We start from the raw sequence: 16,331 nt of genomic DNA on the forward strand, positions 1-16,331 counted from the left end.
CAGATTCCTCACTTGTAAATTAATCCATGAGATATACATTTCGTTCATGGAAAATTTTGATGTCGTTGTAGTCGGAGGAGGTCACGCAGGTTGTGAAGCAGCAGCAGCGTCTGCTCGTATGGGAGTAAGTACTGCTCTTGTCACAACGAATAAAAATTCAATTGGTGAGATGTCTTGCAACCCTGCAATCGGAGGCCTAGGTAAAGGACATCTGGTAAGAGAGATTGATGCTTTCGATGGAGTGATGCCAAAAGTTTCTGATGCATCAGGAATCCAATTTAAACTATTAAATGCAAGTAGAGGTCCTGCAGTTCGTGGTCCAAGAACGCAATCAGATAGAGCACTATACAAAAAAAACATGCTAGAAAACTTAATAAGTCATTGTAATTTAAACATTATTTATGATCCTGTTACATCCTTTGTTTTTGAACAAGACAACATTAAATCAATCATCTTGGCTTCAGGAAAAGAAATAAAATTTAAAAAAATAATCTTAACTACCGGAACTTTTTTAAATGGGGTGATTCATATTGGATCACAAATGACCCCCGCTGGAAGATTTGGCGAAGCTCCTACTTCTGGTTTGTCAGAGCAATTACAAAAATTCAATTTAATGTTTGGACGATTAAAAACTGGAACTCCTCCGCGCCTCGACGCACGTACAATTAATTTTGATAGTTTAGAAAAACAGGTTGCAGATGAAAATCCTTTTTTCTTTTCTACAGAAACTAAAAAAATTAATTCCAAACAAATTGCATGCAGCATTACTTATACGAACGATGAAGTTCATAAAATTATTTCACGTAATATAAAAAAATCTGCAATGTATTCGGGGAACATTAAAGGTGTTGGTCCAAGATATTGTCCATCCATAGAGGACAAAATCGTCAAGTTTGCAGATAAGCAACGACATCAAATATTTTTAGAACCAGAAGGACTAAATGATCATACTATTTATCCCAATGGCATTTCTACATCACTTCCTGAAGACGTACAAAGAGAAATATTGTTTAATATCAATGGCTTATCTGAAGTTAAGATGATTAGACCTGGATATGCTATAGAATACGATTATGTTGATCCAAGAGAGTTAAAATCAACACTTGAATTAAAAAAAATTTCTTCATTTTACTTGGCAGGACAGATAAATGGAACCACAGGTTATGAGGAGGCCGCAGCCCAAGGCTTGATGGCAGGTCTTAATGCATCCCTTGCCGTCAAAGGACACGAGCCCTTAATCTTAGACAGATCGCAGGCTTACATAGGGGTAATGATTGATGATTTGATTACCAAAGGAGTAGCAGAGCCCTATAGAATGTTTACTTCCAGGGCTGAATATAGACTGACTCTTAGGGCTGATAATGCTGATTTGAGACTGTCTCCAATAGCAATGAGAATCGGATGTGTGAGTCTTGAAAGATGTAAAAAGATAGAGGAAAAAATTAAAAAAATAGACATGGTTAAAATTAGTCTTTCAAACGTATCTTTATCGCCTAATGAAGCCAAAAAACATGGTATTTCGATATCAATGGATGGAGTTAAGAGAAATGGAATAGATCTGCTAAGATATAAAAATGTTGATTATGATAAGTTAAAATCGATATTTAAAGAACTTCCGGATTCTGAAGAAGATATAATAGGTCAGCTAAAGATAGAAAATCACTACAAAGGGTACTATGCAAAGCAAGATGCTGACATAAAAAAATTTAAGAAAGATGAGAATTTAAAAGTACCTAGCGATATTGACTATGATAAAATAAGTGGTCTCACAGAAGAGGTGAAGAACAAATTAAGAGTAGTTAAGCCAGAAACATTTGGTCAAGCCCTGAGAATAGATGGAATGACTCCAGCTGCAATAAACCTTTTGCTTGCTCACACAAAAAGATATAAATTTAAGCATTTAGCTTAAATTAAATGATAAAAACTGCATATTTAGATAGTATTGTTTCACGTGAAACATCGAAGAAAATAGTGAAATATTGTGATTTTCTCATAAAATATAACAAAAATCTTAATTTAATATCTAAATCTACAGAGAGTATCATTATGAGTAGGCACATTGAGGACTCTGCTCAATTGCTTAAATATATTAATATTGAGGACAACAATATCCTTGATATAGGCTCAGGAGCTGGTTTTCCAGGAATAGTAATGTATATTATTAAAAATGATCTTAATATCAACTTCAAGCTAGATATTGTAGAAAAGAGTTCAAAGAAATGCACTTATCTACAGGAGCTTTGTAAATTTTTAGAAATAGATGTGGCAATACATAATCATGATGTTAACAATTTAAAAAAAAAGGATTACACAACTTTAGTAAGTAGGGCATTTAAACCGCTAGATTCTTTTTTAAATATTTTAGATATGAGCAATATTAAGTTTAACAAAATTTTACTCCTTAAGGGCCAAAGTTATAATATTGAGATTGATGAAGCTAAGAAAAATTGGGAAATAAACTGTGATACACATGAAAGTGTTACAAATCCAGGTTCGAAAGTTTTGGTAATAAATAGTGTGAAAAAAATATAATTATGAATCATGTTGTCTCAATCATAAATCAAAAGGGAGGAGTCGGGAAAACTACCTCAACTATAAACCTTGGTTGTGCCTTTGCGAACTTAGGCCAAAAAATTTTAATCATAGATTTGGATCCACAAGGTAATGCATCAACAGGCGTTGGAATAGAAAATAACGATAGAGATAATTCTATCTATAGACTCTTAAACGACAGAAATAACTTGCAATATTACGTGAAGCCAACAAAAATTGAAAATTTAGATATAATTTGCGCAAATGTCGAATTATCCGGATTTGAAACAGAGGTTGCTGAGGTTAAAAATAGAGCCTTTATATTAAAAGAGATATTAGGCGATTTAAAAGAAAAAAATCAATATAATCAAATACTTATTGACTGTCCACCATCCTTAAGCCTTTTAACGGTGATGGCTCTGGTAGCGTCTAATTCAGTTATAGTCCCCTTGCAGGCAGAGTTTTTTGCTCTTGAGGGTCTTACGCAGCTCTTAAAAACAATAAATAGAATTAAATCCAGCTTAAATAAAAGCTTAGAAATAGAGGGGATAGTCTTAACAATGTTTGATAAAAGAAATAAGCTTTGTTCTCAAGTAGAAGATGAAGCTAGAAAATTCTTTAGTGAACAAGTTTATCAAACAATGATTCCTAGAAATATTAGAATTTCTGAAGCGCCTTCTCATGGTTTGCCAGTTCTTGTCTACGATAAATATTGTGCAGGTTCAATGGCTTATGAAAAATTAGCATTAGAGATTATAGATAAACAAAAAAAATTAACTTTGCAGCATAATGGTATTAAATAATTTTAAATCAAAAGGATTGGGAAAAGGATTGGCAGCATTGTTGGGTGAATCAGAAACTAAAGAACCATTCATTGAACAAAATTTTACTTCCGAAAAAGTTGCAACTCATCTTTTAAAACCAAATAGATTTCAACCAAGAAAGAATTTTGATAAAAAACAATTAGATGAATTGGCTCAATCTATTAAGACTAGAGGAATTATTCAGCCCATTGTTGTGAGACCATCTAATGACAATACATTTGAAATTATTGCTGGAGAAAGAAGGTGGAGAGCAGCACAGCTAGCACAACTTCATGAGATACCAGTTGTTAAATTAGATGTAGATGACACGTTAGCGGCTGAGTTTGCTGTATTGGAAAATATTCAAAGAGAGGGTTTGAATGCATTAGAAGAAGCAGATGGCTACAAACTATTAATGGATAAGTTCGGCTACACCCAAGACAAGCTTTCGGAAATGATAGGAAAGAGTAGAGCTCATATAGCAAATACTTTGAGGCTTAAAAAATTGCCAGTAGAAATACAGGATATGATTACCCAGGGAATACTAACGCCTGGACACGCAAGAACTTTAATAGATGTGTCTGGTAATGTTGAATTAGCTAAGACTATCGTGAATAATAACCTGTCGGTACGTCAAGCTGAGTTTCTGGCTAAAAAAACACATTCTTCATCCATTCCAAATAGTGATAAATCTAATAAGGCCATAGATCCTAACCTCAAAGAGCTCATAGAAGATCTTCAAAATAAAACGGGAATGACGGTTAATATCTCTCATAAAAAAAAATCTGGAGGTACTATCGGTTTTCACTATAAGAACCTATCGCAACTAGAATTTTTGATTAAAGCTGTTAAAGAAAATTATTAAAGTTAAATATATCTATTATCTAAGCAAGACTTGTTAGAAGTAGAAACAATAAATTGTTGTAGGATTATATTAGAAACATCGTAATTCTTTTTACATTCTACTTCAATATCGTAAACAATTTCCATCAGCTGTTTTAATTCAGATTTATCCCATCTCCTCAGTTGTTCTTTGACCATACTCTTTTCTTTCCAAAAGATAGGAGGCTTAAAGCTTTCAACAAGTTGATTGGGGTCCTTATCAGCAATATCAGATTCTAGAATATCTATTAGTTTTTTAACTTTGTATTTAAGTGCAGCTAAAATTTCATTGAAATTAATTCCCTGTTCGTAAATATTGCTAAGCACTTTATTAATATTTTTTTTATCACCTAATAAGCAAAAATTTATGATTTCAAAATTATTACTATTCTCTGAAGAATGAAAAATAGTTTTTAAGTTTTCCTCAGTAATTTTGGATGTGTTTTGAATGAGTTGAACCTTACTAACGGCATCATTAATATCCTGGCGGTTAAGAGAGTTTATCTCAAAAATAGAGTTTATAAATTCCCGAGAAACTGAGATCTTGTTGTCTTTTAATTTTTGAAACAAAATAGATTGAAGCTGTTCAGGGGTATCGTTGTAGCAAGCTATGCACGTAAAATTTGTAGATGTTTCTGCTAAATTTCGTAGTTTAGATTTTTTAGTTAGAGGGCCTGATAAAAATATTATCTGTTTATCATTATCTTGTGCGTTTTTTTCATCATATAATTCTATTATCTTATCTGTTGATTTGGATATGACCACCATCTCCTGGTCTCCAAATAGACTTTCTGCGTTTATTAACTGGTCGAATATATCTTTATTTTGTAATAAATACTCTTCTTGGTATTTCTTTATTGTTAGATTCTTAGTAGTCTTTGCTTCTGCTGTAATTATGTTTTCTATTTCGGATATTAATGAAAGATTTTCTCCATACAAAAGAGTGAATTTTTTTTTAAGAAGTTCTTGAAAGTTTAAATTAAAACTTTTGACTATCATTTCTGTTGTCTAGAAATAAGTTGTAATTTAAATTTAATTTTTTGAGTTAGATTTTGCATTAAATTATTTTTTTCAATTCTACGTGTTTCTTGATCTGAGCTTAAATTATTAGAAATGGGAAGCTTCCTGGAAGCAGAAACGCTATCTGTAAGCAGACTTACATTTTTATTATTTAATATATTTATAGTTATATTAAGAGTAATCTGTTCTTCTGTAACTATCCCAGAAGTGTTTTGTGCAGTTGAGGTTGAACTTTCTGAAATTACAAAATTTACTACCAATCCTTTTGTTCCCTTTTTTTCTTCTAAATTTAAGTAATTCTTGGCCAGATAAATTAAGTTGTTATTTCCAGTATAATTAATTTTTTGTATATTTAGATTGGATGAATCAAAATCTTTCAGCATAGGAGTAAATCCACAGCTAGATAGGACCACAAGAATAGAACAAATAATAACCTTTTTAATCATGAACAACAAAATTTATTAACTTATTTTTAACATATATCTTTTTGATAATTTTTTTATTTTCTAAAAACTTTTTAACATTATCCAGCTCCAAACTCATTTGAAATAAATACTTTTCGTCCATATCGTTTTTAGCCTTTAAAATCGACCTTTTTTTACCATTTATTTGTACAACAATATTCAACTCGTCTTGTTGCAAAAGGCTTTCTTTAAATGAAGGCCATGGCTGCAGGTGTAGATTTTTGTTTTTAGTAATTCTTTCCCAAATTTCTGAAGCCAGATGTGGAATAAAAGGATAAATTAAAACTACAAATTTTTTGACAATAGAAATAAATTCATCACGGTCGCAGTTTTCATTTATTATATGTTTATTAAAACTATTCACAAATTCATAAAATTTTGCAACTGCAACATTGAAGTGAAAGTGTTCTATATTCAATGTAATTTCCTTAATACATTTGTTGATGAGTTTTTTCAGTTCTAGCTTTTTGTCTTTTGATATTCTTGTTGTATCTGAAATGCTTTGTATCATTTCTGTCATTAACCAAACTTTTTGAATAAACTTATGGCAGCCTACAATCCCTTCTTCACTCCATTGAATGTCTCTTTCGGGTGGACTATCAGATAGCATAAACCATCTAACTGCATCTGCACCGTAAATATCGATAACAGACTGAGGATCTACAACATTTTTTTTAGATTTAGACATAGACTCTGATGAGCCAACAACTATCTTTTTCTTACTTGTCTTTTCAAAAGTATTTCCATTTTCTTCAACAACGTCTTCGGGATATACCCATTGACCATCTTCCGTTTTAAATGTTTTATGACAGACCATGCCCTGAGTAAACAAACCTTTAAATGGCTCTTTAATTTCGTATTTAGTTTTTAAACTTATGGCTCTAGAGAAAAAGCGTGAATATAATAAGTGTAAAATAGCATGCTCCACACCACCGATATATTGGTCCACAGGCATCCAATATTTTGCATCATCCAGATCATATCCAACATTGTGATTGTTGCTTGAACAAAATCTTAGAAAGTACCATGAGGAATCAACAAATGTATCTAATGTATCTGTCTCTCGCGTAGCTTTCATACCTGTCTTAGGACAAGTGGTGAATTTCCATGTTGGGTGGTGTTCTAGAGGATTCCCAGGCTTATCAAAATTGATATCTGCTGGAAGTTTTATGGGTAAGTCTTTTTCTGGAACTGGAATAACAGCTCCATCTTCTCTATAAAGAATAGGAATGGGACAGCCCCAATAACGTTGTCTAGATATACCCCAGTCTCTTAGACGAAAAGTAGTTTTTCCCTTACCTTTATTTTCTGATTCAAATTTTTCTATAATTTTTTCTTTAGCATTTTTGATAGTCAGTCCATTCAAAAAATCAGAGTTAATTAAAATCCCATCTTCAATGTAGGCTTTATTTTTTATTTCAAAAGATTCTTCTTTTTGTTTTGATGGAAGAATAACAGGAGTTACTTCTAAGTTATATTTTCTAGAAAAATCTAGATCTCGCTGGTCATGAGCTGGACATCCAAACACTGCACCCGTTCCGTAATCCATCAACACAAAGTTAGCAAAATAAACTGGTATCTTTTTATCTTTAATAAAAGGATGGTCTGCTAAATAGTCACTTTTAAAACCAAACTTATCAGTTTTGGCGATCGCTTCATCAGTATTACCTATTTTATAACACTGCTCCTTAAAGGATTTAAATTCATCGCTTTGTTCGTATTCTTTTGCAATAGGATGATCGATTGCAAGAGCAATAAAAGATGCTCCAAAAATAGTATCAGGCCTCGTAGTAAAAATAGTTATTTTTTTATTCTCTTTAGAGGAAGTAAGATTGAATTCAATTTCGCAGCCCTTAGATTTTCCAATCCAGTTCTTTTGCATTAACTTAACTTTTTCAGGCCAATCTTTTAACGTTTCTAAAGATTGATCCAAATCTTCAGCAAAATCTGTAATTTTAAAAAACCACTGTGATAGTTTTTTTTGAACAACTTCTGCACCCGACCTCCAGCCCTTACCATCTACCACCTGCTCGTTAGCTAAGACCGTGTTATCTACTGGATCCCAGTTCACTAAACTTTCTTTTTTATAAACAAGATCTTTTTTATAAAGATCTAAAAAAAACTTTTGCTGATGCTTATAGTAATCTTCATTACAAGTGGAAATTTCTCTTTCCCAGTCTATAGAAAAACCCAGCAACTTTAATTGGGATTTCATGGTTTGGATATTACTATTGGTCCAATCTTTTGGATGAAGCTTATTTTGAATAGCAGCGTTTTCTGCAGGCATACCAAATGAATCCCATCCCATAGGGTGCAATACATTAAATCCATTTAATCTTTTAAAATTAGCGACCACATCACCTAAGGTGTAATTTCTTACATGCCCCATGTGAATTTTGCCCGATGGATATGGAAACATCTCTAGGCAATAAAACTTTTTTTTAGTTTTATCTTCTCCCGCTTTAAAAATTTTATTTTCTTCCCAAAAGGAATGCCACTTTTTTTCAGCAACAGTGTGATTAAATTTTTCTACGATCATTTTGTACAATTAGCGCATTACATTTGATCGCGCAATTAAATTAAGAAAACCCAAGCTTTTTTGAGTTTGTTTTTTATTTAAATAGCTTTTTAAAGCAAAGCCAAAGATGTTTAAAGATCGAGCTTTATGAATGTTGCTTTCGTTAACCCCTCCCAACGCACAAATGTTAATTTTTGATGTAAAATTATTTTTTAAGAGATTAAATTTTACTATTCCCATAGATTTTTTTTCTGGGTGAGAAGAAGTAGGGTAGAGAGGAGAAACAAAAACTTGTGAACAGCCTTGAGCTTTTTTTATTCTTACTTCTAGATGATTGTGAGCAGACCCAATAACACTTATTTTTTTTTGACAGCTATGATTTAAATATCGAAGTTGTTTGTTAAAATTTGGAATGTAGAGATTAGCACTTAGTTTCGTTGCTAATAAAAGATCATTTGAAATAAAAAGAGAATGTCCTTGTTTTTTTACAAATTTTTTTATTTTTAAAGCTCTAGCTATATAATCTTGTTTTGAATAGTTTCGATAAATAATAGATACATTTTTTAACTTTTTTAGCAGTGGAATATTGATACTATTCAACTCTTCTAAAAAAAAATAAATTTGAGTTTTTCTCATTATGAACAACATAGTACAAAATTTTTTAAATATAAGAGATGAATTAACCAACTCAAACCTTAACCCTACTGTGATTGCTGTTAGTAAAACTTTTCCGCTAGGACATATCAAACCACTCATTGACCACGGCCATAGAGTTTTTGGAGAAAATAAAGTTCAAGAAGCAAAGCAAAAGTGGTCAGAGCTGAAAGATTCCTTAAAAGGCTTGGAGCTTCATTTGATAGGAGGATTGCAGTCTAATAAGTCCAAAGAGGCAGTGCAGCTCTTTGATTATATACATTCAGTAGACAGCATGAAGCTTGCAAGTGAGCTATCAAAAGCTGAGGCTAAACTGAGTGTAAAAAGAAAATATTTTATTCAAGTAAATGTTGGAATGGAAGAACAAAAATCAGGTGTTTCTAAAAAAGAGGTTGAAAATTTATTGAAATACTGCGTGAATGAAAAAAATCTAAATGTAATAGGGTTGATGTGCATACCTCCATTTGATCAAGATCCCACCCCACATTTTAATCATTTAAACGAACTTAATAATCACCTTGGTTTAAAATTTATTAGCATGGGTATGAGCGACGATTATATGAGTGCTGGAAAGTGCGGGTCTACTCATGTCAGAATAGGTAGTAAAATATTTGGTTCTCGATCTAACCAATAATTTTAATTTTTTCCTTTTTTTTATTTTTTTTAGCAAATTTAAAAAATCTTTTTTTGTAAGCGCTATACATCCTTGGGTTGGTTTATATTTTGGTTTTGTTATATGAATAAAAATAGCACTTCCTTTTCCTCTTATTATTTTTTTTGTATTATATTCAACAACTAAAATTAAATCATATAGGTGATCTTTTCTATAAAGCCGTTCTCTATGAGAGTTTTTTTGCAATGCAATTAATTTGTTATAATTTTTTCTTCTTGGGTTATCTTCCCACGCCATATTTTTTACAATGGGTATAGTTTTAATCTTAGTGACAATTGTTTTAATTCTATCCTTCCTGAGAAAGAGCTTGTTTATATGAAATGTCCCAATTGGGGTGCATCCATCACCCTCTTTTTTAGATTTAATGAAGCCATTTTTACCATATGCACATTTGTAGCAAATTTTATTGTACCAAAGCTCACTCTTATTATTTACTATCATCATAAAAATTTATAATTTCATCATATGCACAATTATTCAATAGTCACAGTCGGTTCAAAGGACTTCTTCGAGTGCCTTCAAGAACAAAAGCTAGACTACAATGTAAATCAATTGAGCACGTTCAAGGAAGCTAGCCACTTGTTTAAAAACTATAATGTTCAGGATGGTTTTGTTTTTTTATTTTTTTTAGACAATCTAGAAAAAATTAAAATTGCAGAGGCTAAAAAAATTATGTTTCCCAAAATTTTTTTCTCTTCTGATCCTAAACAATTCAAAGATTTAAAAAAAGATAATTTATTTAGTACTTTTTTACAAACTCCTATCAGCTTTCTTGATTTAGAAAAAATTATCAAACTATCAATTTTAAAATTTAAGTTTCACTTCCAAGCAAAAATTGAAATTGGACGGTATATATTAGACAAAAACAAAAGAACTTTGTCTATTGGTAGAAAGAATATTAAGCTAACTGAAAAAGAACAGGACATTATTGTTTATTTGTTTGGGAAAAAAGACGGTGCGAATAAAAAAGATATTATGAAAGACATTTGGTCTTACTCAGATGAGGTAGATACTCACACCTATGAAACGCACCTTTATAGATTACGACAAAAAATACAGTTAAAACTAAAAGATAAAAATTTTATTGAGATTAAAGAAGGTAAATATTTTCTTAATCAATAAGAAATGAAAAAAAGAAACCCTATAGCCAAAGATTTAAGAACTCCAAAATATAAAAAAAGAATTGTGAAACCCAAAAAAGGAAAGGGTGCTTTCAAAAGAAAAAAAACTAATTTTATAAATATTATTTTTTATAATTATTAAAAAAATTTAAAGTCAGATCTACAGCTTCATCTAATTTTTCACGAGTTTTTCCAACGCCAGACTGTTTTGTAAAACATTTTTTTGTAATTTCTTGACGATTTGTTGACTTTCCGTCTGCGAATTGCCACGAGCCGTCGGGGTATCTTAATGCAATATTATTTGTGCACCCATTAACTGCCACACCTTTTCCAATAACTCCATTTAAACTAAAAAAATGATTTACTTTTGGAATTGTGACCAATTTTACATTGTTACCTACTTTTTGAATTAGTTTATGATAATAGATGCAAGCTGGAAGATAATAATGACTTTCTTCACCTTTAATGATCAATCCTGGAAATGGTACTTTAACTGGGTATTGAACAGTATTACATCCAGGCTCAGCAGCCGCTATGGCTCTCCAAGGAGGATTAATTTTATTTAATCTTGAACTATACAATTTTAAAGCAGTGGCAGCACCATAACTAAATCCTGCGTAAAAAAAACGATTTTGATCAAATCTTTGGTCTTTAGATAAAATATTTTTTAATTTAATTGCATAAAAAATAGATTGAGGAAATTTTCTTTTATTACTAGGCTTAATTCCTTTTTTATAAAAAGCATCGATCAAAACTACTGCATATCCTTCTTCAGTTCCTCTTTTTGCAATTCGCTTACCCATTTCATCGGTTTTGCCACCCCACCTCTTGAACTTCATTCCATCTCTGGAACTTCCATGTTGAAATATAATAACTGGTATCTTTTTTTTAATTTCTTTAGGAAAATGAATTTGTGCTACTACATCGTCCTTACCTGGAAATTTTCTATCAGGACTCTGAAATTTAATTAATTCGATGTTTTTATTTTTTATTTTTTTAATTTGAATCTTAGCTTGAGAGTTCAAAGATAAAGATAAAGTGAAAAAAATAATGACAAAAAGTATTATTCTCATAACTCAATCTAACAATTTTAATTTAATCTCGCACCTATTTTTTGAATAATTTTAGATGCCATTTCTGTGCCTTTTTGAAGACTTTCTTGAATAGACATTTTGTTGATATGGCCGTGTAAAAAGCCTGCAGCGAATAAGTCTCCAGCTCCAGTAAGATCAACCAATGTAAGGTTTTTTTCACTTTCACATTCAAAAACTTCATTGTTATGAATGGCAACACTACCTTTATCCGATCTGGTGATTACTAATAATTTTCCAAGATTTTTTCCAAAATCCAACACCTCATCAAAAGACTTTGCTCCAATGAGATGAATAATCTCTTGTTCATTTGCAAAGGTAATATCCAGTTTATTTTTTACTAAATCTAAAAAACTTGTCTTATGACGCTCTACACAAAATTGATCCGATAGCGACATGGCAGTTTTATTTGCTAGCTTAAAAGCTTTCTCAAATGCGGCTTTCGGATCTCCTTCATCCCACAAATAACCTTCTAAAAATACAAGTTCACTTTGTTTAATTGCATCTTCTTGAATATCTTGTTCACTAATTTTTCCGGCAATCCCAAGGAAAGTGCACATCGTTCTTTCAGAATCGGGAGTAATTAAAATTAAGCAGGTTCCTGTAGGAGTGTCTTCTTTTTTTTTATTATAAAAGTAGCTAACATTTTCTTTTACTAAACTTTCTTCATATTTATTTCCAAGCTCGTCATCATTCACTTTTCCAATAAAAGAGACTTTATTTCCTAGTTGGGACAAACCCACAATACTATTGGCAGCAGATCCTCCAGCAACTGTTTCTTCAATTGTCAGATTAAATAAAAGCTTTTTAAATTCATTTTCATCTACTAGTTTCATGGTGCTTTTGGTCAGACCATTTTGGGCTAAGAATTCATCATTCACTTTACAAATGACATCTACAATTGCATTCCCGATTCCAACTACTTTCATTATACTGACATCTCCCAAAAGTTTGCTTCAAGTTTTGAAGCTTTTTTAAAAATTTTAACTAAAGACTTATAGCTATTTTTGTTAGCTTTAGTAAATAACTTATCTAGATACAGAATATTTTCCTTTGAAATATTTTGATATTCTTTAGATGCGTACATTTTAATCCAAGAAGCATATTTACTTTTCTTCCAGCTTTTTACCTTACTAAGAGTATAGCCAATTTCGCCATAACCTATGATGCAAGGTGATAGAGCCACAAATAATTCTAAATTACTTTTTCGAATACCAACCTTTAATACGTAGTCAGTATAATTCTTGTTTGCTTTTTTTTCTTTTGTTTTTAAAAGTTTATTCATAGAAATGTTGAATTTTTTACAGTAATTCTCGTGTAAACTTAATTCATGTTTAATCCCAATAATAAAATCGACTGATCTATTCCTGTCTTTTGAGTTTTTTGCTTTATAGGCAGACAAGGATAATATTTTAATAAATTTTTGTAAGAAAATATAATCTTGAAGCAGATAGTCTTTAAATGAGGACAGTTTTAATGTTCCATTTCCCAGTCCAATTACAAACTTATGTTTTGTATATTGCTTCCATTCTTTTGGTGCGTCTTGCTTTAGTTTAAAAAATAAGTTTTTACTATTATTATATATACTCATATTAACTCATTACTTTATTTTTAAATTTACAAAATTTTATAATTACACATTCTTTGCAATTTGGAGTTCTTGCTTTGCAAGTATATCTTCCATGAAGCAAGATTAGGTGATGGGCTTCTTTTAAATATTTATCTGGAACTACTTTATATAAAGCTTGCTCCACTTGGTCTGGACCTTTTCCAGGAGCTAATCCCGTTCTATTACTCACTCTAAATATGTGTGTATCTACAGCAATAGTAGGCTTTCCAAACCCTTCATTAAGTACAACATTAGCAGTTTTTCTTCCAACACCTGGAAGAGCAAACAATTTATCAAAATTATTAGGGACTTTGCTTTTATGTTTTTCGACGAGAAGTTTAGAAAGATTATAAACGCTTTTTGCCTTGTTTCTAAACAGGCCTATTCTATTGATTAATTTTTCTATTTTTTTTTGTCCTAATTTAACAAAATCTTCTGGTGTATTATAAAGCGGATAGATATCTTTGGTTACATTATTAACATTTACATCTGTGCATTGCGCTGAGAGAACCACAGAAACCAAAAGTGTAAATTTGCTTCTATATTTTAAATCACTTTTAGGATTTTTAATAATCTTGCTAAGCTCTTTGAAGATATTGTCGCTTTGAATGGTCACTTTATCTTATTTTTAAGACATCGTGCATATTGTATAGACCAGGCTTTTTTTTAGCTAACCACTTGGCAGCACTAATTGCTCCATCTGCAAATAGGTCTCTTGATTTTGCAGTATGTTTTAGTTCAATAGTTTCTTTAGCTGTTTGAAAAATTACGGAGTGAGTTCCTGGAATTTTTCCTTTTCTTTTTATAAAGAAATTTATTTTATTTGCTTTACCTTTGCCTTTTTTATTTAAAAAAATATTTCCTTTTACCTGATCTAAAGATTTTCCCTTACCTTTAGCAACTGCATTTCCCAACATCAGTGCAGTGCCAGAGGGGTAATCTATTTTCATTTTGTGATGAGAGTCGTGTATTTCCATGGAATACTCTTTTAAAATTTTTTTGGATAAAATGCCCGACAGATATTGCATCAAATTAACACCCAAGCTCATATTCCCAGATTGAAGAATAGCAATTTTTTTAGATGCTTTATTAATCTCTGCCTGTTGTTTCTTATTAAATCCTGTAGTTCCAATAATTACTTTCTTTTTAAGTTTTGTTGCTAACTTTAAAATTTGAGAAGTGCAGTTTGGTCTCGTAAAATCAATGATTACATTAGTCTTTTTAAGAGATTGAGAAGAGTTTTTTTCAAATAGAATTCCATTTTTTTTTAATTCTCTTTGCTCAGTAACGCTAGATAGATTTAAAATTTTATCTTTTCTTACTTTTTGAATAAGCAAAGACCCCATACGTCCTAACCCACCACTAATAGTAATATTTATTTTTTGCATTGATTTTTTGCAGAATTATATGCGTCTGTAAACCCTAGCAAAGAATAAGTGTCTGTAGTTTTGTTTCCTCTTGCAGAGATGCCAATAACTTTTGCCTGATTACCTTTTTTCATTTGGCGAACAATTTTAATTTCGTTATTCTTGCTTGGAAGCCATGCAAATTTTTCTGAAGATGAAAATTTAAAATTATTACTTCCAATGCTTACGTCTACTGGAATTTTTTTTTTATAAGGATAGCCCCCTGTAACACTAACCTCATCTCGAATGTTGTCCTTAGTTCTGAAGGTTACAAAAATTCTTGCTTCAGCTCGGTTTAAATTTTTTGGCTTCATTGTCATGGGCATTGATATTGCAAAACAAATTAAATCATCACCTTGTTTAGTAAAATGAGATTCCCAATTTTTAAATTTTCCTTTAATCTGAATTGCAGCAGAAGCCTTTCCAGCAATGAGCAGAGATACAAGTAAATAAAGTATGGATTTTTTTATGGACATGGATTTGAATATATTATTTGAACTTCATTAATGTCTTTTATTACTTCTTTGCTTAAGTTTAAAGAGATACTCCCAATATTAGTTTTTAATTGTTCCATAGTAGTCTGTCCAATTATTACAGAAGAAACAAATTTTTGTATTTCGCAAAACTTAATGGCCATTTGGCATGGATTTAAATCATATTTTGAAGCAACAGCATGATATTTTTTAGCAGCAGCTTCGGCATTAAGTGTTTTATATCTGGGATACCTGTGTCCAAAAAGATCCATACGACTTCCTTTTGGTAGCTTTCCATCAAAATACTTTCCGGTCAGAACTCCACTAGCTAAAGGAGAGTAAGCTAGTAAGCCCACCTGTTCTCTAATAGATATCTCTGAAAGACCTACTTCAAAACTTCTATTTAAAAGATTGTAAGGGTTTTGTATGGAGATTATTTTCGACATCTTTTTTTCAGATGCAACTTTTAAAAATTCACTAGTACCCCATGCAGTTTCATTGGAAAGGCCTATGTGTCTAATTTTTCCTTGTTTAACCAATTCGTCTAAAGCTGTTAAAGTCTCTTCAATTGAAATCGCATCTCCGCTGTCGGTGTGTTCATATTCCAATCCTCCAAATACATTGATAGGTCGGTCAGGCCAATGTAGCTGGTAAATATCCACATAATCCATTTCAAGATTTTTTAATGTTCTATCCAACGCAAATTCAATTTGTTTTTTATTTAGTCTTGTTTCTATTCCCTCAGGGCGAAACCAATTCATTCCAGACCTGCCCACAATTTTATCTGCAATAATTACTTTGTCCCGTATTTTTCGACTTTTAACCCATTGTCCTAGAATTTTACTTGTTACTCCTTGAGTATCTGCAGAAGGGGGCACAGGGTACAACTCAGCACTATCAAAAATATTTATACCTTCTTCATAAGCATAATCCATTTGTTCAAATGCTTCTTCCAGAGTATTTTGCTCCCCCCAAGTCATAGTGCCCATGGAGATCGTGCTTATGTTTAAATTAGAGTTACCAAGTTTTTTATAATTCATTTTTTTTTATCCTAGCAAAATTTTAACAAAACTATAGCTATAGTT

19 protein-coding genes are annotated in these 16,331 nt (G+C 31.3%); 7 read left to right on the plus strand and 12 right to left on the minus strand.

Going from position 1 to position 16,331, the window contains the following annotated elements; genetic code table 11:
- Positions 1 to 46 precede the first annotated feature (46 nt).
- The 4 genes from mnmG to SAR11G3_RS01955 are packed head-to-tail and all read left to right on the plus strand — an operon-like array spanning position 47 to position 4,200.
- Positions 47 to 1,909, plus strand: coding sequence for a tRNA uridine-5-carboxymethylaminomethyl(34) synthesis enzyme MnmG (gene mnmG, locus SAR11G3_RS01940; RefSeq protein WP_013695058.1), 1,863 nt, complete (start codon positions 47 to 49; stop codon positions 1,907 to 1,909).
- A 5-nt stretch (positions 1,910 to 1,914) separates the two neighbouring features.
- On the plus strand, positions 1,915 to 2,532 hold the full coding sequence (rsmG, locus tag SAR11G3_RS01945; RefSeq protein ID WP_041862310.1) for a 16S rRNA (guanine(527)-N(7))-methyltransferase RsmG: 618 nt from the start codon (positions 1,915 to 1,917) through the stop codon (positions 2,530 to 2,532).
- 2 nt (positions 2,533 to 2,534) lie between these two features.
- Positions 2,535 to 3,335, plus strand: a complete 801-nt coding sequence (locus SAR11G3_RS01950) for a ParA family protein (protein WP_013695060.1) — start codon at positions 2,535 to 2,537, stop codon at positions 3,333 to 3,335.
- Positions 3,322 to 4,200: a ParB/RepB/Spo0J family partition protein gene (locus SAR11G3_RS01955; RefSeq protein WP_013695061.1), complete on the plus strand. Its 879-nt coding sequence runs from the start codon at positions 3,322 to 3,324 to the stop codon at positions 4,198 to 4,200. Before SAR11G3_RS01950 ends, SAR11G3_RS01955 begins: the two co-directional genes overlap by 14 nt.
- A gap of 2 nt (positions 4,201 to 4,202) precedes the next feature.
- Here the strand turns inward: SAR11G3_RS01955 and holA are convergent, their stop codons facing one another.
- From holA to SAR11G3_RS01975, 4 genes are read right to left on the minus strand one after another with little or no spacing between them, the layout of a single operon-like run.
- A complete protein-coding gene (gene holA, locus SAR11G3_RS01960) occupies positions 4,203 to 5,216 on the minus strand; it encodes a DNA polymerase III subunit delta (RefSeq protein ID WP_013695062.1) in 1,014 nt (337 codons plus the stop codon).
- Entirely contained in the window at positions 5,213 to 5,683 is a 471-nt protein-coding gene (locus tag SAR11G3_RS01965; RefSeq protein ID WP_013695063.1) for a hypothetical protein, read from the minus strand. The genes holA and SAR11G3_RS01965 overlap by 4 nt, the downstream gene beginning before the upstream one ends.
- On the minus strand, positions 5,676 to 8,240 hold the full coding sequence (leuS, locus tag SAR11G3_RS01970; RefSeq protein ID WP_013695064.1) for a leucine--tRNA ligase: 2,565 nt from the start codon (positions 8,238 to 8,240) through the stop codon (positions 5,676 to 5,678). The genes SAR11G3_RS01965 and leuS overlap by 8 nt, the downstream gene beginning before the upstream one ends.
- A gap of 9 nt (positions 8,241 to 8,249) precedes the next feature.
- Positions 8,250 to 8,855 (minus strand): thiamine phosphate synthase, encoded by a 606-nt coding sequence (locus SAR11G3_RS01975; RefSeq protein ID WP_013695065.1) that lies wholly within the window; start codon positions 8,853 to 8,855, stop codon positions 8,250 to 8,252.
- Between the two features lies 1 nt (position 8,856).
- On the opposite strand from SAR11G3_RS01975, the gene SAR11G3_RS01980 reads away from it, so the two are divergent.
- The gene (locus tag SAR11G3_RS01980) at positions 8,857 to 9,507 is read left to right on the plus strand and encodes a YggS family pyridoxal phosphate-dependent enzyme (protein WP_013695066.1); all 651 of its coding nucleotides are present in this window, start codon (positions 8,857 to 8,859) and stop codon (positions 9,505 to 9,507) included.
- Here the strand turns inward: SAR11G3_RS01980 and SAR11G3_RS07120 are convergent.
- The gene (locus tag SAR11G3_RS07120; protein WP_081456276.1) at positions 9,397 to 9,990 is read right to left on the minus strand and encodes a L,D-transpeptidase family protein; all 594 of its coding nucleotides are present in this window, start codon (positions 9,988 to 9,990) and stop codon (positions 9,397 to 9,399) included. The genes SAR11G3_RS01980 and SAR11G3_RS07120 overlap by 111 nt on opposite strands.
- Positions 9,991 to 10,011: 21 nt before the next feature.
- On the opposite strand from SAR11G3_RS07120, the gene SAR11G3_RS01985 reads away from it, so the two are divergent.
- Positions 10,012 to 10,668 carry a winged helix-turn-helix domain-containing protein gene (locus tag SAR11G3_RS01985; RefSeq protein WP_081456277.1) on the plus strand — a complete coding sequence of 219 codons (657 nt, stop codon included), beginning with the start codon at positions 10,012 to 10,014 and terminating at the stop codon, positions 10,666 to 10,668.
- Between the two features lie 3 nt (positions 10,669 to 10,671).
- Positions 10,672 to 10,809 (plus strand): alternative ribosome rescue factor ArfA, encoded by a 138-nt coding sequence (gene arfA / locus SAR11G3_RS07855; RefSeq protein ID WP_013695068.1) that lies wholly within the window; start codon positions 10,672 to 10,674, stop codon positions 10,807 to 10,809.
- On the opposite strand, the gene SAR11G3_RS01990 is transcribed toward arfA, so the two are convergent.
- The 7 genes from SAR11G3_RS01990 to SAR11G3_RS02020 are packed head-to-tail and all read right to left on the minus strand — an operon-like array spanning position 10,790 to position 16,286.
- A complete protein-coding gene (locus tag SAR11G3_RS01990) occupies positions 10,790 to 11,740 on the minus strand; it encodes a UBX domain (protein ID WP_013695069.1) in 951 nt (316 codons plus the stop codon). The genes arfA and SAR11G3_RS01990 overlap by 20 nt on opposite strands.
- A gap of 17 nt (positions 11,741 to 11,757) precedes the next feature.
- Positions 11,758 to 12,687: an adenosine kinase gene (locus SAR11G3_RS01995; protein ID WP_013695070.1), complete on the minus strand. Its 930-nt coding sequence runs from the start codon at positions 12,685 to 12,687 to the stop codon at positions 11,758 to 11,760.
- A complete protein-coding gene (gene tenA / locus SAR11G3_RS02000; protein ID WP_013695071.1) occupies positions 12,687 to 13,349 on the minus strand; it encodes a thiaminase II in 663 nt (220 codons plus the stop codon). Before tenA ends, SAR11G3_RS01995 begins: the two co-directional genes overlap by 1 nt.
- Before the next feature lies 1 nt (position 13,350).
- A complete protein-coding gene (gene nth / locus SAR11G3_RS02005) occupies positions 13,351 to 13,983 on the minus strand; it encodes an endonuclease III (RefSeq protein WP_013695072.1) in 633 nt (210 codons plus the stop codon).
- Position 13,984: 1 nt separating this feature from the next.
- Entirely contained in the window at positions 13,985 to 14,755 is a 771-nt protein-coding gene (gene dapB / locus SAR11G3_RS02010; protein WP_013695073.1) for a 4-hydroxy-tetrahydrodipicolinate reductase, read from the minus strand.
- Positions 14,743 to 15,249, minus strand: coding sequence for an invasion associated locus B family protein (locus tag SAR11G3_RS02015; protein ID WP_013695074.1), 507 nt, complete (start codon positions 15,247 to 15,249; stop codon positions 14,743 to 14,745). Before SAR11G3_RS02015 ends, dapB begins: the two co-directional genes overlap by 13 nt.
- Positions 15,240 to 16,286, minus strand: coding sequence for an aldo/keto reductase (locus SAR11G3_RS02020; RefSeq protein WP_013695075.1), 1,047 nt, complete (start codon positions 16,284 to 16,286; stop codon positions 15,240 to 15,242). The genes SAR11G3_RS02015 and SAR11G3_RS02020 overlap by 10 nt, the downstream gene beginning before the upstream one ends.
- Positions 16,287 to 16,331: the final 45 nt, after the last annotated feature.

Source organism: Candidatus Pelagibacter sp. IMCC9063 (assembly GCF_000195085.1).
Taxonomy (GTDB): Bacteria; Pseudomonadota; Alphaproteobacteria; order Pelagibacterales; family Pelagibacteraceae; genus IMCC9063.